Source organism: Candidatus Tisiphia endosymbiont of Micropterix aruncella, from assembly GCF_965178575.1.
Taxonomy (GTDB): Bacteria; Pseudomonadota; Alphaproteobacteria; order Rickettsiales; family Rickettsiaceae; genus Tisiphia.
In genome coordinates, this window is the sequence record NZ_OZ238268.1 from 1,413,531 (window position 1) to 1,436,386 (window position 22,856).

Below are 22,856 nucleotides of genomic sequence, written 5' to 3' on the forward strand. Positions count from 1 at the left end.
TGACAAAAACTGAATCTTTGAACACAGGCAAACTAGGTTTACCTAGTTTGCCCAAGTGCACCTATCGGAATTCCAGCTGTAAATGCTAAAACCTCACTTGTAACTACATAGTTTATTTTATTGGCAAGCTTTATATAGGCAGCAGAATGTTCCTTAAGAGGGTTATTTAGGTAGGGTGGGTGAAGAAAAGAGAGATAAAAAAAAGAAAATGGTTTATCTAAAAAATAGCTATAGGTGGAAAATATTAGTTGATTGTAAAATAAACGAACGGTATAAATCTGGTGTTTAGTCCCAGGGTGTAATGGTGTATATTATAAAGAATTACCATCAAGAGAGGAATTATGGGACAAATATTACACAGACTTCTTCAACGCCATAATGTTAGTAGGTTACCGGAAGTAAAAGGAGATAACAAAACCAAGAAGAAGTTTAAACTTTATCCAATTGGTTATTTCCATATAGATATTGCTGAAGTCAAAACAGAAGAAGGTAAACTCTGTCTATTTGTTGCTATTGATCGCACTTCAAAGTTTGTGTATGTAGAACTTTTACCAAGATGTACAAAGACAGAAACAGCACAATTTCTTCGTAATTTAATTAAAGCTATACCTTATAAACTTCATACTATTTTGACAGATAATGGTATTCAATTTACTAACAGAACAGTAGATAAGCATGCTTGGATGCATATTTTTGATCGTATTTGCTATGAATACAATAGACTTCTTTCGAAACTAGACAATGATGTAGAATGGTGTTATAAATATCTGATTTGAAGTAGTAATGAAATTCGAGCAGATTAAAGAGTTAGAGGATGATGGTGCTAGGCAAAGCGGATAAATTACAGTTGGTGGGAATCCAACCTACACGTCAATTCGGGATAAGGATATTGAGAACATGTAGATTAAAATCAAATTTTGTTGAAGGTTTATTTTTCTTTAATGAATAAGCAACAAGAGTAGATAATATATGGACAAAGGCATTTATTGGTGATCTATGTCTAGTATGTTCAAGGTTCATTTTATTTTTTAGATAATCAAAAACTGTTTCAATTAAGTTACGCTTTCGAAGTAAGATTTTTTCTTTCAAATCCATTAATTTATTTTCCATATTCTTCTTAATTCCATGAATCATTTTTAAGCCTCTTTCATATAAATTTAAGAACAAATTTTGCTTAATATAACCTTTATCAGCTGCTATAATTCCAGTTAATCTTTTTGTTAACTCCGGTACTGGAACCCTATCATCTACATTGCCTTTGGTCACTTTTAATGCCATAAACTCCCCTTTATTATTGATTATTACATGTAATTTAAAACCATAAAAATACCCCATAGAGGATTTACTATGTTTGGCTAATCCTTTAAAAACTTTATTGCTATAACGCCTTTTATTGTGACAAGCTTTAATCGTTGTAGAGTCAATAAAATAAATACCTGTTTCTTCACCAAACAACAAATGAATCAACATATTTAGCGGTATGAATAATCGTGCCATTAATTCAACAAATCTATTATAACTCAAGGCTTTAGGGAAATCATCCTTATGCATGCACTCTATATAACTTTTATAGAAAAATTTAAAATTCTTAGCATAGGATGTATGAAACATAATTATTATTGTTAACATTTCACTTAAACTCATGCTACAACAGCGATTTCTCTGCTTATTTGATGGTAATAACTTTCTCTGTTCATACTCCAAATAAATTTTACAAAAATCATCTATAAAACTATATAATTCTGTGATATCTTTTTTCATGCCTGTAGTTTGTTTTTTTGTTTAAAAATATAAATACTGCAGGCACTCCTTTTTGACAATCCTTTTATCTATTACTATTTCATCTATATCTTATCCCGAACTGACGTAATTTAAGAATTTTGTCAGTCATAATATGAATGGAATGCAGGTATATTTATATTGCATTTTAATAGCAGCAATTTTGTTTATAATTTTTAAAATTAGTAATAAACTAACAGGATTTAAGATGGCGTTATTAAAGTTTACTTTGTTCATTGAGAGGGAACTTATTAAAGATATTGTACTTTTTTGTGGCGGTAATCCAAACTTGGTGGAGCTGAAAATATTATCCCCTTCGAACTTTCGACAGTTGTGGCCTGCGACCCCGGTGATTAAATACTTTCGGATTTGCTAGTTATAACCTCCAGTATTCTATTGCTTACTACCCTGTATAAAGTATCAGCTCTCACTACTACCGACTATTTCGGGGCTATCACGTTCACCTTTTGGTTTCGGCTCGATTGTTTCGCTGTCTACGCTTTACTACTGTCGTTACCTTCAGCAGCACAAGACTCGCTATATGGTGGAGCTAGCTACTCCTTCCATAACAGGACTTTCACCCATAAGATTAATGCACCTTATCTTGACGCACATACTAGGTTAGTGGAATTTAGTTCAGAATTAACAAACAAACTTTCCTGCTTTTTAATAATTTTTATTATTAATATTCAAATTTAAGTTGAGTTATTCTTGCTTATTCTTTATAGTTATTTCGTATAATATGTTTTATACGTACCGTTAGGGCATAATTTATTTTTCAACAGTTTTATTATATGAAAAAATTTTTACTATTAATCATATTATTAATCATTAATACTAGAACTTTAGCAAAAGAACAAATAACTAATTTAATCACCCCAGTTAGTTATTTTGTCAATCATGAGCAGCAACTTAAAATTCTTGAGAAACATTTAGATAAATATAGACAAGCAAGTATAGTGGGTACTAGCGGTATAGGTAAAACTCAATTAATTAGGATGTATAGTTATGAGAATAAAAATAAGTATGATCTAATTTGGTTTTTTGATTGTAACCTAGACCTTAATGAACAATTTGTTAAATTAGCCCAACAACTCAATATGGTTAAACAAACTAATATATCTGAAGCAATAACTCTAGCCAAAAAAGAAGTAATGTCATATTTAACTTCTACTAGTAAATGGTTATTGGTGTTTGATAATTTAAAAGTTAATGAAAATAAAAAAATTCAGAACTTTATTGATTGGGAACATAATGGTAATGTGGTGTTTTGTTCTCAAAATAACGAGAGATTACCTAATGTTATATTAATGACCTTGTTTAATAAACCTACTATCGTAGCTTTGGCTAATAGTTTATTGGATAATAAGGATAAAAATAGTATCGAATTTTTAACGCAATCTTTTAGTGGTTATCCAATACTTATAGTTCAGGGGGCTCAATTACTCAATAAAATTAAAGGTCTAGATAAAGAAGAGTATAAAAAGAAAATTTATCAATCAACTGATAAAATAGCAACAAATATCAGCATGGCTATTCAAGAATTAAAACCTAGTGCAGTAAATTTACTTAATAAAATAGCTTTGATAAATAACCAAAGTTTCTCAAAACAATTACTTGCTATAATTATTGATAACAAGGATACTCTAGATGATGATATATACCAATTATCTAAGTTTATGTTGATTAGCAATATTGATTCTAATCAGGATAATCCTATTTTTGAAATGCATGATATAATTAGCAATAAAATAATGGAACTAAATGGCAATAGTAATAAAATATATTTAGAAAATATTATTAGCAAATTACCTAAATCACAAGGAACTTATTCAGGATATTTGTGGAAAAGCACTAAAACTATACAAGTAAATTTAGAGAGCCTTCTCAAAAATGCCGAAAAATATAATATTAACATATATACAATTCTTAGTTTAAGAAGTGAATTATTTTCTCTATATGTAAACACTGACAATATTAGCAAAGTCCAACAAATGATTGATTGGTTTAATCAAAAAGATAAAGAATTTAAATTGTGGCAAATGTCTGAATCACAAAAATTGTATTATGCTATATACTTAAGAACAATAGGAGTGTTTCAACGAAAAATATTAGGCAATTTTGAAACCTCTATTTTTTATTTTACTAAATCGTTAAAGGTTTTAGATAAACTTGATGATGAAGTTAATTATTCTCTTAAATTGAATGTTCTCTATAATATGTCTATAGCTTATGCATCTTTAGGCGAAATTAAATTAGCTGAAGAACTTCTTAAAAAGATAGAAAAGTTAATAAAACCAGGAGTAATGCAAGAAGATGAAATATATACAATATATATTATAAAAGGTACATTATTTGAGAGGCGAGGTCAATATAAAGAAGCTTTAGAATGTATAGATAAAGTTATTGAAATATTTATAAAAAATGGACAGCATATTAATGACCCATACGCTCTTATAGTTTATGCGTATAGAACAGAATTGTTAAATTTTTTGGGTAGATATCAAGAAGCTTATAATCAGATTCAATCATTATATAACTTCATACAAAATGAGTATAAAGATAAAGAAATATTAGGATATATTTATATAATAATGGCAAAAAGTGCATTAGGTTTAGGTAAAGTAGATAAAGCTTATGAATATATTAATAATGCTATCCCCATGTTGTTAGCAGAAGACAATAACAATTCAGAGAACACAAATTATTCTAAAAATCGTTATTTAGCAGATAGTTATGTAGTACAAGGTGATATTTTGTTTACCCAAAATAGGCTTAAACAAGCCATAGAATCATATAAAAAAGCGTTTGTTATATTTCATCATTTATATGGAAATAGAAGTAAAAATGTTGCCCAAATGAGTGATTTATATAATCATGGAACAAAAGCTGCCTGTAAAAGCAAAGATTTATATAATTATAAATTCTTTGGCAAGCCACAAATTAAGGAGTTTGGCATACACCATCCTAATACCGTTGATATGATTGAATATTGCAAACAATATGATATGGATTTGTGGACCAAGATCATTAAGCATTAGTTGTGTCAACCAGCAATTATAAAAGTCAATCTAGTTTATTCACTGAAATGGGTCTTATATCTTAAAAACATGTTATAAGTAGTTATAAGAGGGTGACTTGATGGGTTTTGGACTGAAAGAGTCGTAGACAGAATAAGTATCCTCTTAGAAAGTTTGCTTTGAACAAATTGTAGAAGGTGCTGCAATGCAGTAGCCTTGCACAATAAGATGAAGGAGATTCTACTATGAATAAAATAATAGGTCTAGATGTAAGTAAAAAATGACTTGATGTATGTATATATGTGCCAAATAATAAACCAGCATATCACCGTTTTTTAAAGAGTAAAAAAATAACGACTGACTTTACTACAGTTTATGACAAAGTAGACAAGCACTTTACTACGTGCATGGAACTAGTTAAAGAGCTGCCATATATTAAACGGGAAGTGCAAGTTTAGCATCTTTTAGTGATTCCACTAAGCAATTATAGTAATAATATTTAGTATTCAGTTGGAAGATTTTAAAAAAAATCTTTCTAAGCTTAGTGAGGAGTGCTATATCTTAAGCAAAATACCGGAGAAGTTAGATAAAAGCATAAGAGCTATAGCCCCTGAAGTTGCTGAGGAAATTCAAAATCACAACCAACTTAAAATAGATGAAATGACTATAGCGATTAATAGCTGTAGTCAAAATCTCAACAAAATTAAAGATGATATTGAGTCTCTTAGGATTAATCGTAGCAAGAATTTTTTCCCTGTGGTAGCGATTAGTCTTAGCTTATCAACTATTACTACAACCACTGTCCTTTATTTTGTGTTACAATGGTTTCCACCACAGCAAAAATATCTAGTTGATAAAGCTCACGATATTCATACAGAAGGAGTAGTACAAATATTTGATATGCAAGGTAAATTCTGTAATAAAGCAAAAATAATCAAGGATTGACTCTAGAACTTTTTGATATACAAAATTAATTGGGCAACTGGGGTTAGTTAGTTAATGTTAATTATTTTTATTCCTTGGTCTGTGGCGTAATATTATTACTAGAGCTAGTAAATTCTCTAAACTCATCAAGGAGTATTTTAAGATTCAGATTAATATCTTCTAACTGAAAGGTAGCATTTAACATGTGATTTTCTTTCTTAGCTGTACTATTAGCTAGCTCTGTGGTCTTTTGATATAGAGCTGCTATTTCATTTTGTGCTTTGATGTAGACGTTAGAAAAATTATTGCAAATAACCTTAATGTTGCTACAGGTTGATCTGATTTGATTAAGCCATTTGACCGAGAGTAGTATTAACAATATCTGTCCGATGATTAGGCTAAATACTCCAATAGCCAAGGCTAATATTTGGTAATTCATGTTCTACTTCCTTTATTTGCTAATGTTATGTTTGTCCGCTATAGCCTTTCGCTAGATAAAATTGGATGATTGATTGCTGCTATACGTATTTATTTTAATCATTTAGTAAATCCTATTTATTACTTTACTTAATATTCGAAAAAATATTATTATAACTTACTGATGTATTAATTACTACGGTATTTTTTACGGTATTGATATGAGTTGATTTTTTACATTATTATTTATGTATAAAGTTAGTCATCTGAAATTAAAAAATAATTTTGAGGTATAAATTATGGAATTTCAAGTACAGGATTTATTAGGAAAATGCTTTATGTCACATGCAGCTGTTAGGAGTTTAATTAAAAAGTCATTCTTCTTTTTTGTTATAGTTTGGTTTATACTTGCTTATAGTAGTGGAACATTAACAGCAGGAAAAAATAAGAATATGGGATTGTTATATACTCATTCAAAATGAAGATGCTTTAAATAATAGCCTAAACCCCCGCATTTATAAGTATCTACAAAAGCATCTTCATTTTGAATGAGTATATTACTAGAAGAAAAATGCGTAAGAGTAGCTGAAAAACTAAATCAGGATATTGCAAAAATATTAAGTCATTTAAATAATGTTAAAAATTATTGGCATGTTACCTTATATCACGGAGCATATGAAACAAAAGATCTGCCACAAATATATAACAAAATTAAAGGACTAGAACTCCAACCTTTTACCTTAAATCTTAGTAAAATTTACTCTACTGCAGATAGGTGGATAGACTTAGGAGCAGAAAAAACTAAATATCTTCAGGCATTACACGCATCAATCGTTCATTTAGCTAGCCCTTTCCACAAACATCCGTTGGCTCGCTCTAAAGATGTTTATAAAGATATGTCAAATGTTCAACGTGAACAAGTCGATAATTATGGCGTTAGTGGAGTTTTGGAGTTATATAATCCTCATATGACGTTGTTTTACCAATACCCACCAAGGTTTGAATTACAGGATACTGCAAAGAGAGTAGCAGTCTCTTTCAAAGAAAATATGGTATGTAAAGCCTCCAAGATTATTATAGGAGAACTAGGATATAATGGTAATATTGAAAAAATAGTTTATAGTGTAGAGCTGTCCAACTAAGTGTCCAGCTAATTATAACAACAAAATATTCGTGTAACAAATTATGTTGAAGCCTGTCCAAGATAAAAGCTCAGTACAAAATACATCAATTATTTGTACTAAACAAAACGATTTAAAATCTGAATTTGCTTCTATAGTAAATGTACCTGGCTTTGTTATCGCTAAAGACATCAATTCTAAGTATTCCGTTATTAGTAAAGATTATGCTCTACTACTGGGTTGGAAGAGTCCAGACCACTGCGTTGATTTAACAGATTTTGACATACCTTGTGAAGCCGTAAAAGCAGCTGAGCAATTTATAACCCTTGATCAGAAAGTTATCGATACTACTAAGGCGATATTAAGCTTATATATTTGCAATTATTCATCTGGCTGGAAAACCTTAATGAGTCATAAGATCCCCATACAACAAGAAGATGGGAAAATCACTGGGATATTTGGTCAAGTTATGGACATATCTAACACTAATATGTTTAATTGGTATCTAGCATTAAATCAATTTGATAAAAAATTTATAAATTCGCAGGATAAACCTATAATTTATATTTTAAATCAGGAGCATTCTCCTCTTCCTTTAAGCAAAAAACAACAAGAATGTGTATTCTTATTGTTGCGTGGTAAATCCATGAAAGAAATCGCCACTATATTAAACCTATCAGTACGTACTGTGGAATCATACTTTGCGATAATCAAATTAAAGTTAGGGTGCAGTAATAAATCTCAACTTATAGAAAAAGCAATTAATAGTGGTTTCCTACATTACATTCCAAATAGTATTATTCCCGTGTCTACAAAATAGGTTTTTATGAAAAAAATTGTTTTGACCTGTATGATTGGCAATGCATTGGAATGGTATGATTTTATTTTATATGCTCAGTTTGCTTATATACTCAAACAAAAATTTTTGCCAGATAGCTCTATTAGTGAAATACTGACTTTTGCAATATTTGCAGCTGGGTTTGTGGTAAGACCGCTTGGAGGAATTATTTTTGGTAATATTGGTGACAAATTTGGAAGACGTATTTCCTTGGTTATAGGTATTTTGACAATGGTAGTTCCTACTACCATAATAGGATTACTACCCAGTTATAATTCAATTGGTTTAGTTGCTCCAATAATTTTAACTATAGTACGGTTAGTTCAGGGATTTTCATTAGGTGGGGAATTTAGTGGTTGCGTTATTTATCTTACAGAACATGCACCGGCAAATAACAGGGGCATAATTGGAAGTATTGTATATATTAGCCAATGCTTAGGAATGTTGTTAGGAATAATAATTGCTTATTTACTCAGTTCCTTGTTATCAAAAGAAGATTTATGGTCTTTCGGGTGGCGATTACCTTTTATTAGTAGTTTTTTTGTTGGTATGATAGGAATGTACATAAGAAATAGCATATCAGAAACCCCAATATATGCCAAGGTAAGAGATTGTGGACTAGTCTTACAATACCCTTTGCGAGAACTACTATTAAACTATAAGAAAAAACTTTGGTTAGCAATAGGTCTTTATATTAATGTTACAGCACCTTTTTATGCTGCAACTATTTTCATTCCAAACTACATGTTGACCCTTGGATATAGCCAAGCTGAATGCTCAACATTAGGAGGCTTAACTTTAGTTACCATGATCATTACTTTCCCTATTACTGCCTACATCTCAGATAAGATAGGACGCAAACCTGTAATTCTTTTTAGTTGCCTAGCACTTATAATACTCACCTACCCAATTTTTCTCATGATAAATACTAAATCTTATTATCTTGCAACTACAGCACAAATTTTATTTGCTGTAATAGTAGCATTTCATATGGGTGCAATACCAACGATTCTAGTGGAACTATTTCCAACTAGTGTTCGTTTTACAGGAGTAGCACTATCATGTAACATAAGTGCAGCAATATTTGGAGGGACAGTCCCTATGATTGGTGCTTGGATATATCAGGTTACAGGAGATAGATTAGCGATGTCTTATTATTTAACCTTCCTAGCTATTTTAGCTATTTTTATAATATTTTTTTACAAAGAAACATATAAAAATATTATATAAGTTTTAACGACACCGTCAAGTTAACTGAAAAACGCCTAATTTTAACAAAATTTTCAGTCTGTAAGCAGCATAGTATCGTTCACAAAATACTCATTTTTTGTTAAATTCAAGTTAACTTGACGGTGTCCCCTTAACAGCTTTTTCCATAATTTTTCCAATTGTTCGATCTTGCCAAGCAATTTTGCCGCTAGTTGTATCTTCTATAAATTTTATGGGATTAAGATTATTTTGGTTACAATAGTCTATATACACGTTAGCATCCGTAATACGTCAATTCGGGATAAGGATTAACGTTAATTCGGGATAAGGATTAGTAAAAATGCTTTAGCTATAACTAATACAAGATTTTGGATATGTATAAATTGCATTTCTGTGAATTCATACATTAATTGCTCTTCGTAGTGTATATATGTCTGCTATTTTTACTAATCCTTATCCCGAATTAACGTGTAAACATAATCTAGAACCATTTAAACCCAAGCAGTTAGATCGTTATATTAGCACGGCATGTTATAGATTTGAACAACAGTTTTTTGCTGATATTTTTAAGCAATTATCTACTGCAACAATAGAATCAATGGATAGGTTATTAGATGACATTAATGACCTAGATGATGAAGAGGCAACTGAATTGACCAATGATGGAAATATTGGTGATCAACAGGATGTTGAAGCAAGAAGGCTTGAACAGATAAAATTAAAGCAGCTAAAGAAAAATATAGCAGGAGCTAAGTTAAAGAATGTTGGTTTTGAAATTGATAAGATTCAACGCTTAAGGATGTTGAATTTACCGTCATCGTTTAGTTTATCATCTAGAAAACTTAAGCAAAAATATTATATGCGAATTTTTGCTGCAATACCTAGCGATATTAAAGCATATAAGCCTCAGACACTTTATGCAAGTATGGCAATATTTTGCTATTTCCGTTCTGCATTACTAACAGATGATTTAGTAGATACGTTAATTCAATTAATCCACAAGATGAGGCTATTCGCTGAAATATCGATTAATAAAAATATATTATCTGAGGTGAAATGTGTTAATGGTAAATTCGATATTTTATATACACTTGCAGATACAGCTTTAGAGAATCCGGCTGGTATAATTAAAGATACAATTTATCCAAAAGTAAGTGAAGAGACGCTTAGCAATTTAGCCAAAGAACTAATATCTAACAAAGATACATGGTATCAGCACCAAGTACAAAAGAAAATATACTCCTTGTACTCACATGCTCATCGTCGTGTATTATTAATGTTATTAGAGATATTTGTTTTTCACACTAATAATCCTGATTATCAAGAAATAGTACAGGCGATTGAGTTTATTAAAAAGAACAAGCAGATTAAGGATAAATATTATGTTGATTCTAAGGTTGTGCCAGCTATAGGTGCAATACCAAGTAAACGGCGATCTATGGTAATAGAAGCACTGGGCAGTAGATAATTGCTTAAAAATATCAGCAAAAAACTGTTGTTCAAATCTATAACATGCCGTGCTAATATAACGATCTAACTGCTTGGGTTTAAATGGTTCTAGATTATGTTTACGAAAAAATTGATAAGCTTGCTCATGCAGCTGAGATAATGTTGGAGCTTCAGGCAATATATACTCCATTAACCAATTAATTAACCTCTTGCTATCAATACTACTTACCTTTCTATAACCCAATAATAAACGAATTTCTTGACGAAATCGTTCTGAAGTCCTACTATTCCAATCATAATTCTCAAGACAGATATCATAGCAATTTAATTGAACAGCAAGACTATTAATCATTGATTTAGCAATAATATCATCATTAGTAGGATACCTTCCTTCCATTTGAAAAAACTTAAGCATTACAACAAATGCCAATTTATTTTCAGCACTATTTTTACTTTGAGCTAAAGCTATTTCTTCAATATACGTCAATTCGGGATAAGGATTAGTAAAAATGCTTTAGCTATAACTAATACAAGATTTTGGATATGTATAAATTGCATTTCTGTGAATTCATACATTAATTGCTCTTCGTAGTGTATATATGTCTGCTATTTTTACTAATCCTTATCCCGAATTAACGTAATATCTAAGGTAAACAAAACATCGATACCAAGAATATTATTTTGAGGTAAATTGTTTTGCATTTTAAATATTTTTTAATTCCTAAAAATAAATCTAACTAAATATCTATATCAAAATCACTTAAAAGCTATTTTCCAGCGTTCCTTAGGATCATCAAACTTAACCAATTTCGGATCAAAGTTTACTGGGTTAAAATTATCTCCTAACCATTCCATACGTTCTGCATATTCCTCATGCTGCGGATTCGCCATAATTTCCAGCAAATGTTCATATCCCCAAACACCACCACAATCTTCCGGTGGACAAGCCAGTTTACCTTCTATACATTGTGGATACTGCGTTCCTGCAATTGCTGGTAAAATCTTTTCTAAAATAACCTCATGTTCCCATCCATCACCAAAATCGTATTCGTAACTTGCTTTATCTTTAGAAGATAAAAAATACTTAGCTATTTTAGCAGTTTTCTCAGGAATTGTATCGGCAAATCCCTCCTCATCTAGTATACCAATTAGAACCTTTTCTCCAGTCTTAGGATTGATCATCTCAAATTGATGCAGATGATAATCTTGCCATCCCATAGCATCTTGAATGGCCACATGTAAATCCCAAAAACTGTATTTTTCCGGTACTTGAATACGTCGCCAAATTTTGGGTTTGCTTCCTTTTAAGGTAATTTTAAATTGATAAATATTTGAAATAGTTGCTGTCATATTTGATTTCCCATAAGTTCCTAGAATAACTGGTGTCGGTATTTTAATGATGATATCTTAGATCCAAATATAATGCAAATCAAATAATTTCATTACTATCATCTCTCTTTCTTTACTATATTCTCTCGCTATTGTATATTCGGCACTTTAAAAAATGCAAAATCCACAAATGAATTCCAGCAAAGTGGCGGCTCATCGCTTGTTCCCTCACACTCCGCCTAATAGAGAAAAAATTAAGAATAAATTTTCTCTATGCGTCGATATGCTCTACGTGACGATCAATGGGATCGGATTAAAGATAACCTACCTGGAAGGGAAGAGTCTGTTGGTGTAACAGCCAAGGATAATCGCCTATTTGTAGAAGCAGTCTTGTATCGATATACGTCAATTCGGGATAAGGATTAGTAAAAATGCTTTAGCTATAACTAATACAAGATTTTGGATATGTATAAATTGCATTTCTGTGAATTCATACATTAATTGCTCTTCGTAGTGTATATATGTCTGCTATTTTTACTAATCCTTATCCCGAATTAACGTAGTACACATCTAAATCATTAAGTATACGAAAGTGCTTATCTAGCATTTTCTCATCTAAGTTATCAGGCAGCACTAACGGCGGTGTAGCAAATGCTTCATCTAATGCCTTAATAATAGACTGAACCATAAGAAGAGATAATGCTTTCGATATACTGTGTGTGCGTCAAGATAAGGTGCATTAATCTTATGGGTGAAAGTCCCGTTATACGTCAATTCGGGATAAGGGATAAGGGATAAGAAAGAATAGTGTAGATATAAGAGTTGCAAGGAGTTAATGCCTGTGATAAATGTTTTTGTGGAAAAAGAAATAAACACAGGCATGAAAAAAGATATCACAGAATTATATAGTTTTATAGACGATTTTTGTAAAATTTACTATGAATACGAAAAAAAGAAATTATTACCAACAGAAAAACAAAGGAATCGCCGTTGTGATATGAGTTTAAGCGAGATTATGACAATTATGGTAATGTATCATATACTGCTCGTAAATGAAGAGTTGAAAGAAGAGAAGAAAGAAGCTAGAATATGATTATGGGAAATATTTTAACATCTGAACAAAGAACGGCACTGAAGTCACGTCATGGTAATGAACGAGATAGGAGAGTATGTGACCGAATTAAGGCAGTTTTGCTGTATGATAAAGGTTGGAGCTATGAAGAAATAGCAGAAGCATTGCTGTTAAGTGAAGAAGCTATAAGAAAGCATGTAAGAGATTATCAAAAATTTAATAAATTAGAGACAGCTAACGGTGGTAGTGCAAGTAAGCTAAGTGAGCTAGAAGAGAAAGAGTTAATAGAGCATTTAGAAGTATGTAATTATGTTTATGCCAAAGATATTAGCAATTACATAGAAAAAAAATACGGTGTTGCCTATACAATAGCAGGAATAACAAAGCTATTAAGGAGATTAGGCTTTGTATATAAAAAGCCAAAGATTGTACCCGGCAAGCTTGATGTAGATAAGCAAGAACTATTTAAGCTAGAATATAGTTTGTTAAAAGGTAATCTCAAGGCTAAAGAAGCTATATATTTTATGGATAGCGTTCATCCTCAGTATCAAACAAAAGCCCGTTATGGTTGGATCAGAAAGAATCAAAATAAAACTTTACCAACATTTAGTGGTTGGAAAAGGAAGCATTTAATAGGAGCAATTAATTTATCTGATTTGCAATTAGTTAGCACAGATAATCCTAAAGTAAACGGTGATTATATAATCAATTTTCTACAAAAATTAGAAGCAGAAAATCCTAATAAAGAGAAGATATATTTGATTTGTGATAATGCTGGGTATCATAAGTCAAAGAAAGTAAAGGAGTATCTAGTAAATAGCAAAATAGAATTAGTATTTTTACCTCCCTATAGCCCTAATCTTAATCCGATTGAACGATTATGGAAATTTATGCATAGAATTGTAACAAATAATAAATTTTACCATAATTTTGCTCAATTCTCAGAAGCTATAGATAGATTTTTTGCTAATATTGATAAATACAAAGGTAATTTGCTTACTCTTATAACTGACCAATTTCAGACTATAACTTTTAATCATTTTGCCAACTCTTCAGGTTAATTGAGTATACTTCTTATGCTAAAAACTTTAAATATTTTTATAAGACTTGTATAGAATATATCCACAAAGGTGATTTCCCAAAAGCATTGAGCTATAACCGTTTTGTCGAGTTAATGCCTAGATTGTTTGTCCCACTTAATATTCTTATGCATTTGTTATTTGGCGAGGAAACAGGTAACGTCAATTCGGGATAAGGATTAGTAAAAATGCTTTAGCTATAACTAATACAAGATTTTGGATATGTATAAATTGCATTTCTGTGAATTCATACATTAATTGCTCTTCGTAGTGTATATATGTCTGCTATTTTTACTAATCCTTATCCCGAATTAACGTGTACTAGTCAAGACGGACTGTTGAAAAAGTATAAATAGTTAAAATTATACTAATGTTTTTACTTTTTAGTAGCAATAGGTAAAAATACAAAAAAATAATTTTAATACACCGTCAAGTTAAGTTATAATGGACTGAAGAAATTAGACAAAAAAGAGAGTAGTTAAGTTTCCGTAATAAGTTAGAATAAAAGAGTTAAACTTAAAAGGAACAACTATGAAAAATAAGGTAAGAATTTTCAGTGCCGAAGAAAAAACAAAAATAGTGCTAGAATTATTAAAAGAGGATATTACATTATCTCAGCTATCATCGAAATATGAAGTTAATGCGAAGAGTATCCGGAATTGGAAGAGTCAATTTGTAGCGAATGCAGCATTAGCTTTTGAACCTTCTAAAGTATTGAGTGAATATCAAGAGCAAATTAATAAGCTAAAGGAACAAAATGATGAACTTGCTAAAGCACTCGGGAAAACTACTGTTGAGAGGGATTGGGCTGTGGGAAAGTTAAAAAGCTTGGACTTATCAAATAGAAAAAGTCTTGTCGAATCCAAGCTAAAGCTGTTACCAAAGGCAAGACAGTGTGAATTATTGGAAGTTAATCGTGCTTCAGTATATTATAAAGCTAAGCCCTTTAGTACAGACAATTTGAAGGTTTTAAATAGAATAGATGAGATATATACAGAAAATCCTGAATTTGGTTATCGTTATATTCATCAACAATTATATGAATAAATATAATTATCAAAGATCTCATTCAGCTATTGATTGTAAAAAGCCTATGGATATCTATCTTGATTATATGCAAAACTACATGCAAATTACTGCTTAATAAATGCAAAATAGGAAACAAAATTATCTTTTTTTTGTGTTGATTTTTCAGTCCATTATATGAGTTTGGTGATATAATAACGTAACCTAATGAATCCTAGCAAAAACTGAATAAAAGCTTGAAGAATAATCTATGAAAATATTAATCCTTGGTATAACAGGCATGCTTGGCAATGCCATGTTTAGGTTTATGGCTGAAGATCATAACCTTAACGTTTACGGGACAGCTAGGAATAATGGTGCTTGCCGTTATTTTTCTGAAGAGTCATCTACACAACTCATTGCCCCAGTAAATATAGAAAATCATGATTCTCTTATTAAATTATTTGCAACAATTCGACCTGATGTGGTAGTAAATTGTATTGGGCTAATTAAACAACTAGAAGATGCAAATGATTCCCTACAAGCACTATCAATTAATGCTTTGCTTCCTCATAGACTTAGTATAATATGTCAAACTATAGGGTCTCGTTTTATACATGTTAGTACAGATTGTGTATTTTCCGGGTCTAAGGGTAACTATACAGAGAGTGATTTTGCAGATGCTAATGATCTCTATGGTCGCTCAAAGTTTTTAGGGGAAGTAAATTATCCTAACACTATAACACTTCGTACTTCAATTATCGGGCATGAGTTATCGGGAACTAAGAGTCTTATTGGCTGGTTTCTTGCACAAAAAAAACAAGTTAAAGGATTTGCCCAAGCCGTGTTCTCTGGACTTCCAACTATTGAATTAGCAAGGATAGTTCGTGACATCGTTATACCGCGACCCGATATGCGTGGACTTTATCATGTTGCAGCAAAACCGATCAATAAATATGATTTGTTAAAACTTGTGGCTAGTACTTATAAAAAAACAATCGAAATAATTCCATCTAATGAACTGGTCATTGATCGCTCACTTAATGCCGAACTTTTTAATAAGGCAACGGGATATGCACCGCCTGAGTGGCCAGAGTTAATTCAACGTATGTATAAATTTCAATAAAAGGTAAGAATGTTTGTTAATAAAATTTTAATGATTACTGGAGGTACGGGGTCATTTGGCAACACAGTGATGAAACGATTACTAGAAAGTGATATTAAAGAAATTCGCATATTCAGTCGGGATGAAAAAAAACAAGAAGATATGAGGATTGCTTTCAATAACCCAAAGCTTAAGTTTTATATTGGGGACGTAAGAAATTATGATAGTATTTACTATGCTATGAAAAATGTTAATTATGTGTTCCACGCTGCAGCCTTGAAGCAAGTTCCATCATGTGAATTTTATCCGATGGAAGCAGTGCGGACTAATGTACTGGGAGCTGAAAATATGATGAATGCAGCTGTTGCCAATGGTGTTGAGCGGATTGTGGTACTCAGTACTGATAAGGCGGTATATCCTATCAATGCCATGGGTTTATCAAAAGCAATGATGGAAAAATTGTTGATAGCTAAAGCTAGAATGAGTTCTAAAGGAGATACCGTCCTGTGTTGTACTCGTTATGGTAATGTAATGGCTTCCCGTGGTTCGGTAATACCTCTTTTTGTTAATCAAATAAAAGAGGGAAAACCGCTAACTATTACCGACCCAAATATGACACGTTTCTTAATGTCACTTGAAGATTCTGTAAACTTAGTGTTATATGCCTTTGAACATGGGCAACAAGGTGATATTTTTGTGCAGAAAGCTCCGGCCGCAACAATTGAAGTATTAGCTCATGCTATAAAAGAATTATTTAATACTAATAATGAAATTCGTTTAATTGGCGTGCGTCATGGAGAAAAAATCTATGAATCCTTGGTTTCTTCTGAGGAGATGGTCAAAGCTGAAGATTTAGGAAGTTATTACAGGATTCCTGCCGATAATCGTGATCTCAATTATTCAAAGTTTTTTGTAGAAGGAGATCTAAACGTTGCTTCTCTAACTGACTATACATCATCTAATACAGAAAGATTGAATATAGAACAAGTTAAAAAACTCTTACTAACACTTGACTTCATTAAAGAGCAACTTAATGCTTAAAGTAATGACCATTATTGGTACTCGCCCAGAACTTATTAAAATGTCTAGAGTAATTTCTGAGTTTGATGAGTATACGAACCATATTTTGGTTCATACAGGGCAAAATTTTGATTATGAACTGAATCAGATTTTCTTTGACGATCTTAACATTCGTAAACCAGATTATTTTTTAGAAGCTGCTGTTAGTGGTAATGCAACACAAACCATTGCACGCATTATTGAGAAAACTGATGAGGTTTTAGGAAAAGAACAACCAAATGCATTATTGCTTTATGGTGATACGAATTCCTGCCTTTCGGTTATCGCAGCCAAAAGGCGAAAGATACCAGTTTTTCATATGGAAGCCGGCAACCGTTGTTTTGATCAAAGAGTACCAGAAGAGCTAAATCGTAAAGTAGTTGACCATTTAAGTGATATCAATATAGTTCTGACTGAACATGCCCGTCGTTACCTTATTGCCGAAGGTGTATCGCCAGAGCGAATTATTAAGTCTGGTTCGCATATGCAAGAAGTGTTAGGTTATTTTATGCCTAAAGTGCATCTATCAAATGTGCTAGATAGGATAGAACTTCAAGCTCATCAATATTTTCTAGTCAGTATTCATCGCGAAGAGAATGTAGATGTGTCAGCCAATTTACAGGACTTACTTAATACTTTACAGATGTTGGTTAAAGAATATGATATGCCCGTGGTTGTATCAACACATCCTCGTACACGTCAGCTGTTAGAAAAATTAGGTATTAAAGGTTTGGATAAACAAATTCGGTTTTTAAAACCATTCGGTTTTCTAGATTACATCAAACTGCAAATGGAGGCTTTCTGCATTTTATCTGATAGTGGTACAATTACTGAGGAAGCTTCTATTCTTAAATTACCAGCAATTACCATTCGTAATACTCACGAAAGACCTGAAGGTATGGATGAAGGTGTTTTGATAATGAGTGGTCTTAAAGTAGAAAAGGTTCTAGATGCTGTACGCATTGTAACCAAACAACATAGTAAACATAGTCATTTACAAACAATCGTTTCAGATTATAATGCTGGCTTAGTCTCACAAAAAATACTCCGTATTGTTTTGAGCTACGTGGATTATATTAATAGAGTTGTGTGGTTTAAGTGAAACAAGCAAATCAAATGCTAGAGTGGTGTGATAGCCAAACATTTTTTAAACGGGCTTCTGAGCTAATTGAAACTGTTTCTATTGTGATGGATATTGGTTGTGGTATTCGTCCACAACAGTTTATAATACCTGATTTTCTCATTTGTGTTGAGCCTCATCTTGAGTATGTTGAGATACTTAAGAAAAACCTAGATGGAACAAATTCAATAATTATTTCGCTTGATGCGAAACAGGCACTATCAGCACTGCCTAATAATGCTGTTGATTCGATATTTTTAATTGACGTCATTGAACATATGACTAAAGAAATTGGTCTAGAGGTTATTAGTGAATCTGAGCGTGTTGCACGTAGGCAAGTAGTGTTATTCACTCCCTTAGGTTTTATGCCTCAGGAAACTCATGCTAGTAGTTTAGATGGGTGGAATTTACATGGTGGAACGTGGCAGGATCATAAATCTGGGTGGTATCCAGAAGATTTTTTAGATTGGCATGTGCTTGCATGCAAGCATTTACATATCGCTGATTTTAAAGGTCAGCCAATTAACCCTCCATACGGTGGGTTCTACGCCATAAAGACTTTAGTCAAATCTACAAACTATTTCAACGAAATATATTCTCAAGAAGTTCTATTAGATAGCACAAGTAATTTAAATGCCATTCGGACTATTTTCCCTCGGTTTATAGATCAAGTAGTTTCTCGTGAGATTGAAAGGAGTAATATGAAATGTGCTATTCAGTCATGTCAACGAACAATGATATTATTTATTGAACAAGAAGCTACGAAATCGGTAAAAGAGATCTTTGATATAATAACTCTTGAGAAAACAGATAATTATTTGAAGGAAGCACGAGAGTATAATGTAAAAATACGAGAATTTGCTTCTCAATTTCTAGATTTCAATTCCCGGGAATATGAACTAAAGGTTCGTGATGAGCTACTTGTGACTCGTGAAACTGAATTAAGAGTTCGTGATGAGCTACTTGCGACTCGTGAAACTGAATTAAGAGTTCGTGATGAGCTACTTACGACTCGTGAAGCTGTTATCTCTAGAAATATATATGTAAGAATTTATAGGAAGCTTAAAAATTTATTTGATATAGCTAAATAAGAAGATAACTATGTTTGGACTGACTATTTTCCTAGGATATGGTCTTTTTTTTCGAGAATTGATCAAACACAGCATAGCCAAAATGTATAGATATTACGGTTATGTATTTATGAGCATTCAACAATTTCAGGATACCGGGAAAAAGTTTTTGAAGATTGCGGATACATTTCATAACCAACGAGTATAACTACTCTATAAATGAAGAGTTGATACTCGATAATCAAGTTTTTTAAAATTGTTAAAAAAATTATATTTTGCAGAGGGAAAAACCTATACTTTAGTGCTGTTAATACTACTTATAAAATAAATCTTATAACCTTATTAACCTAAAAGTTTCAATATTATAAAAACTAACACAAACATTTGCCCTGCAATAAGCCAATTGTTATGAACTAGAAAAAAACTTGATTATCGAGTGATAGACGATAGAATCAAAATTATGATAGTAGCAGGAGTCGAAGGGTCGAGGCTAGGCGTACATTTAGTACGTGGCTACCTACGATCCCTAAAGACGACAACGCAATTCTTGATTTTCATTGAGTATATCATGGTTTCCTTTAGTTGTAAGGTTTTTGTATATTATAGATCACTGCATTTAATCTATAAGTCTTATTGTCAATTTAGAAAATATATAAAGAGAAAATAGTGAATAAAATAATAAATATATACCCAAAAGTTTCAATCATTATTCCCGTTTACAACGGTGCTAATTATATGCGTGAAGCAATAGATAGTGCAGTTGCTCAGACTTATAAAAATTTAGAAATTTTAGTTGTTAATGATGGATCAAGTGATAATGGTAAAACGGAACACATAGCTTTATCTTATGGTGATAAGATTCGTTATTTCTCTAAGCCAAATGGTGGTGTGGGCTCAGCATTGAATTTGGCAATTAAGGAAATGAAAGGAGAGTATTTTTCGTGGCTTAGTCATGATGATGTTTACAATCCAAATAAAATTGAACATCAAATTAATATACTTAATACTCTTCCCAGTCGTAATACGATTATTTACGGAGGGTATGAAGTTATAGATCATAACTCTAAGTCACTGTCTTTTATAAGACCAGATAAAATATTATCAGCAGAAAAATGTAATATCCCATTATTCCCTCTTATGCGAGGATTAATTCATGGATGTACTCTTTTAATACCCATAAAATATTTCCGTGAAATTGGTACTTTTGATGAAACATTACTAACTACCCAAGATTATGCACTTTGGTTTGAGTTTTTACGGATAGCACCTATTCATTTTGATGATCATATTTTAATTAAAAGTCGTACTCATCTAGACCAAGGAACACATAAAATTACTAGCCATATGAATGAATGTAGTGAATTATGGTCTAGGTTTCTCAGAAGGTTAACTTTAGAAGAAATGACTATAATGGAAGGATCACCTTATTTATTCCTGCATCGTACTAGTGTTTTTTTTGCAAATGCTTCTTGTTATCAAGCATCTGAACTAGCTAAGTCAATGGCTAAGGATCTCTTAACCGATATTAAGATTAGTGTAATTATGCCAATTTATAATAGAGTTGATTTGGCAATTGAGTCTATAAAAAGTGTTATTGCTCAAACTCATAAGTGTTTTGAATTGATTATAGTAGATGATGGTTCTGAAGATGATGTATCTAGGTTAATTGAGGAGTGCAATAAAGATAGTAGGATTAAATATATTCGTAAGGAAAATGCAGGACCAGCAGCAGCACGTAACCTAGGTATTAAACATGCATCTGGGCAGTACATAGCGTTCATTGATTCTGATGATTTGTTTTATGACAATAAACTTGAGGTTCAATTGAAGTTTATGAAGGATAATAGTTTATTATTCTCACATACTTCTTACCATAGAATAGATTGGGCTGGGGAGCTGATTAAATATATGAGTTCTGCTACTTTCAGAGGTCAGGTATTCCCTAAGATCATTGCTGAATGTCCTATAGCAATGCCTACTGTTATGGGAGAAACTTCTATTTTTATGTCAAACAAATTCCCTGAAAATATAGGAATTGGTGAAGATGTATGCTTATGGATCTCTATAGCAAGCAAATATGAGATAGGAGCGATTGACCTTGCATTATCGAAGGTTAGAGTTAATTACAGTACTACTACATGCCTAAATACTAAAAAAACAATAATAGGATTAATCAATATTGCATCATTTGTTATGAACGATGAATATTTAAGTCAATTTGATAAGCACGTTCAGTTGTTACTATTTTCTGCAGCAAATATATCTAGCTTGCCATTAGATAAATTAATAAAATTTAATGACTGGCCATCTGAGAGAGGTAATCTTAATATATCTGAGAGACGTAACCCTAATATAATAGTGAAGTTAATTAGATCGCTGCGTGTAGATGGTTTTAGAATAACGTGGAACAAAATTTGTAGGAAACTAGGTATATAATGGACTGAAGAAATTAGACAAAAAAGAGAGTAGTTAAGTTTCCGTAATAAGTTAGAATAAAAGAGTTAAACTTAAAAGGAACAACTATGAAAAATAAGGTAAGAATTTTCAGTGCCGAAGAAAAAACAAAAATAGTGCTAGAATTATTAAAAGAACCTCAGTTCGATATAAGAATTAATAATTCTTATATCGAACTGAGGTTACTTATGTCAGAACTAATGGTGGTTTTATGTATTTAGCTGCTATTATAGATTGGCATAGTAAAGCCATATTGAGTTATAAATTATCAAATTCAATGGATGTGACTTTGGTAACTGATGTATTAAAAGATGCCCTTAATAAATACAAAGCTCCAAAAATATTTAATAGTGACCAAGGCAGTCAATATACTAACCATGACCATACACAGATGCTGAAAGATCATAACATTCAAATCTCAATGAACGGATTAAGGAACTAAAAGATGGTGTTGATAATTATATGAATAAATATAATTATCAAAGATTTCATTCAGCTATTGGTTATAAAAAACCTATGCATGTCTATCTTAATTATATGCAAAACTACATGCAAATTGCTCCTTAATAAATGCAAAATAGGAAACAAATTTATCTTTTTTTTGTGTTGATTTTTCAGTCCATTATACCAAACCGATGCTGGGGTTTAAGAGTTTTCGCTCTGCTACTATTACTATTACTGGTATAGAAAATATTCGTATGATTCAAAAAAGACAAATTACTGGAGCTAATAATAATTTTGCTACTTTTGAGCATTTTGTTATGCTCATGGCATCATAATGTCCAAAATCCAAAGTTTTACGATTT

The 22,856-nt window shown here is 31.6% G+C and carries 19 protein-coding genes and 7 pseudogenes; 21 read left to right on the plus strand and 5 right to left on the minus strand.

Annotation, left to right across the window (positions count from 1 at the left end):
* Positions 1-353 precede the first annotated feature (353 nt).
* A pseudogene (locus ACN1AG_RS06875) lies at positions 354-713 on the plus strand (DDE-type integrase/transposase/recombinase); the annotation flags it as partial.
* Between the two features lie 157 nt (positions 714-870).
* Here ACN1AG_RS06875 and ACN1AG_RS06880 read toward each other — a convergent pair.
* Positions 871-1,761, minus strand: a complete 891-nt coding sequence (locus ACN1AG_RS06880; protein WP_367363772.1) for an IS982 family transposase — start codon at positions 1,759-1,761, stop codon at positions 871-873.
* Positions 1,762-2,573: 812 nt separating this feature from the next.
* Between ACN1AG_RS06880 and ACN1AG_RS06885 the strand changes: the two genes are divergently transcribed.
* A complete protein-coding gene (locus ACN1AG_RS06885; protein ID WP_417904833.1) occupies positions 2,574-4,820 on the plus strand; it encodes a tetratricopeptide repeat protein in 2,247 nt (748 codons plus the stop codon).
* A gap of 489 nt (positions 4,821-5,309) precedes the next feature.
* The gene (locus ACN1AG_RS06890) at positions 5,310-5,744 is read left to right on the plus strand and encodes a hypothetical protein (RefSeq protein ID WP_417904834.1); all 435 of its coding nucleotides are present in this window, start codon (positions 5,310-5,312) and stop codon (positions 5,742-5,744) included.
* A 67-nt stretch (positions 5,745-5,811) separates the two neighbouring features.
* On the opposite strand, the gene ACN1AG_RS06895 is transcribed toward ACN1AG_RS06890, so the two are convergent.
* Positions 5,812-6,162, minus strand: a complete 351-nt coding sequence (locus ACN1AG_RS06895; RefSeq protein ID WP_417904835.1) for a hypothetical protein — start codon at positions 6,160-6,162, stop codon at positions 5,812-5,814.
* Positions 6,163-6,439: 277 nt separating this feature from the next.
* Between ACN1AG_RS06895 and ACN1AG_RS06900 the strand changes: the two genes are divergently transcribed.
* The 5 genes from ACN1AG_RS06900 to ACN1AG_RS06920 all read left to right on the plus strand — a co-directional run bounded on the left by ACN1AG_RS06900 (position 6,440) and on the right by ACN1AG_RS06920 (position 10,776).
* On the plus strand, positions 6,440-6,622 hold the full coding sequence (locus ACN1AG_RS06900) for a hypothetical protein (RefSeq protein WP_417904836.1): 183 nt from the start codon (positions 6,440-6,442) through the stop codon (positions 6,620-6,622).
* A gap of 66 nt (positions 6,623-6,688) precedes the next feature.
* A complete protein-coding gene (locus tag ACN1AG_RS06905; RefSeq protein WP_417904837.1) occupies positions 6,689-7,282 on the plus strand; it encodes a hypothetical protein in 594 nt (197 codons plus the stop codon).
* 43 nt (positions 7,283-7,325) lie between these two features.
* Positions 7,326-8,081 carry a LuxR C-terminal-related transcriptional regulator gene (locus tag ACN1AG_RS06910; RefSeq protein ID WP_341755693.1) on the plus strand — a complete coding sequence of 252 codons (756 nt, stop codon included), beginning with the start codon at positions 7,326-7,328 and terminating at the stop codon, positions 8,079-8,081.
* A 6-nt stretch (positions 8,082-8,087) separates the two neighbouring features.
* Positions 8,088-9,329, plus strand: coding sequence for an MFS transporter (locus ACN1AG_RS06915; RefSeq protein ID WP_417904838.1), 1,242 nt, complete (start codon positions 8,088-8,090; stop codon positions 9,327-9,329).
* A 409-nt stretch (positions 9,330-9,738) separates the two neighbouring features.
* The gene (locus ACN1AG_RS06920) at positions 9,739-10,776 is read left to right on the plus strand and encodes a hypothetical protein (protein ID WP_417904839.1); all 1,038 of its coding nucleotides are present in this window, start codon (positions 9,739-9,741) and stop codon (positions 10,774-10,776) included.
* Between the two features lie 105 nt (positions 10,777-10,881).
* Here ACN1AG_RS06920 and ACN1AG_RS06925 read toward each other — a convergent pair.
* Positions 10,882-11,172, minus strand: a pseudogene (locus ACN1AG_RS06925) (DUF4158 domain-containing protein); the annotation flags it as partial.
* Between the two features lie 341 nt (positions 11,173-11,513).
* Positions 11,514-12,107: a plasmid pRiA4b ORF-3 family protein gene (locus tag ACN1AG_RS06930; protein WP_417904840.1), complete on the minus strand. Its 594-nt coding sequence runs from the start codon at positions 12,105-12,107 to the stop codon at positions 11,514-11,516.
* A gap of 252 nt (positions 12,108-12,359) precedes the next feature.
* Between ACN1AG_RS06930 and ACN1AG_RS06935 the strand changes: the two are divergent.
* Positions 12,360-12,488: pseudogene (locus ACN1AG_RS06935) on the plus strand (IS5/IS1182 family transposase); the annotation flags it as partial.
* Between the two features lie 142 nt (positions 12,489-12,630).
* Here the strand turns inward: ACN1AG_RS06935 and ACN1AG_RS06940 are convergent.
* A complete protein-coding gene (locus ACN1AG_RS06940; RefSeq protein WP_417904841.1) occupies positions 12,631-12,774 on the minus strand; it encodes a hypothetical protein in 144 nt (47 codons plus the stop codon).
* Between the two features lie 192 nt (positions 12,775-12,966).
* On the opposite strand from ACN1AG_RS06940, the pseudogene ACN1AG_RS06945 reads away from it, so the two are divergent.
* The 12 genes and pseudogenes from ACN1AG_RS06945 to ACN1AG_RS07000 all read left to right on the plus strand — a co-directional run.
* A pseudogene (locus ACN1AG_RS06945) lies at positions 12,967-13,125 on the plus strand (IS982 family transposase); the annotation flags it as partial.
* Positions 13,126-13,181: 56 nt separating this feature from the next.
* Positions 13,182-14,219 (plus strand): IS630 family transposase, encoded by a 1,038-nt coding sequence (locus ACN1AG_RS06950; RefSeq protein ID WP_417904842.1) that lies wholly within the window; start codon positions 13,182-13,184, stop codon positions 14,217-14,219.
* A 5-nt stretch (positions 14,220-14,224) separates the two neighbouring features.
* Positions 14,225-14,395, plus strand: a pseudogene (locus ACN1AG_RS06955) (IS982 family transposase); the annotation flags it as partial.
* Positions 14,396-14,768: 373 nt separating this feature from the next.
* On the plus strand, positions 14,769-15,284 hold the full coding sequence (locus ACN1AG_RS06960; RefSeq protein WP_417904843.1) for a transposase: 516 nt from the start codon (positions 14,769-14,771) through the stop codon (positions 15,282-15,284).
* Positions 15,285-15,513: 229 nt separating this feature from the next.
* The gene (locus ACN1AG_RS06965) at positions 15,514-16,368 is read left to right on the plus strand and encodes a dTDP-4-dehydrorhamnose reductase family protein (RefSeq protein ID WP_417904844.1); all 855 of its coding nucleotides are present in this window, start codon (positions 15,514-15,516) and stop codon (positions 16,366-16,368) included.
* Between the two features lie 9 nt (positions 16,369-16,377).
* A complete protein-coding gene (locus ACN1AG_RS06970; protein WP_417904845.1) occupies positions 16,378-17,388 on the plus strand; it encodes a polysaccharide biosynthesis protein in 1,011 nt (336 codons plus the stop codon).
* Entirely contained in the window at positions 17,381-18,508 is a 1,128-nt protein-coding gene (gene wecB / locus ACN1AG_RS06975) for a non-hydrolyzing UDP-N-acetylglucosamine 2-epimerase (protein WP_417904846.1), read from the plus strand. Before ACN1AG_RS06970 ends, wecB begins: the two co-directional genes overlap by 8 nt.
* Positions 18,505-19,617 (plus strand): hypothetical protein, encoded by a 1,113-nt coding sequence (locus ACN1AG_RS06980; protein ID WP_417904847.1) that lies wholly within the window; start codon positions 18,505-18,507, stop codon positions 19,615-19,617. Before wecB ends, ACN1AG_RS06980 begins: the two co-directional genes overlap by 4 nt.
* Positions 19,618-20,262: 645 nt before the next feature.
* Positions 20,263-22,032, plus strand: coding sequence for a glycosyltransferase family 2 protein (locus ACN1AG_RS06985; RefSeq protein WP_417904848.1), 1,770 nt, complete (start codon positions 20,263-20,265; stop codon positions 22,030-22,032).
* An 86-nt stretch (positions 22,033-22,118) separates the two neighbouring features.
* On the plus strand, positions 22,119-22,271 hold the full coding sequence (locus ACN1AG_RS06990) for a hypothetical protein (protein WP_417904849.1): 153 nt from the start codon (positions 22,119-22,121) through the stop codon (positions 22,269-22,271).
* Positions 22,229-22,617 (plus strand): annotated as a pseudogene (locus ACN1AG_RS06995) (transposase); the annotation flags it as partial. The gene ACN1AG_RS06990 and the pseudogene ACN1AG_RS06995, both read left to right, overlap by 43 nt.
* Positions 22,618-22,679: 62 nt before the next feature.
* Positions 22,680-22,829: pseudogene (locus ACN1AG_RS07000) on the plus strand (IS6 family transposase); the annotation flags it as partial.
* Positions 22,830-22,856: the final 27 nt, after the last annotated feature.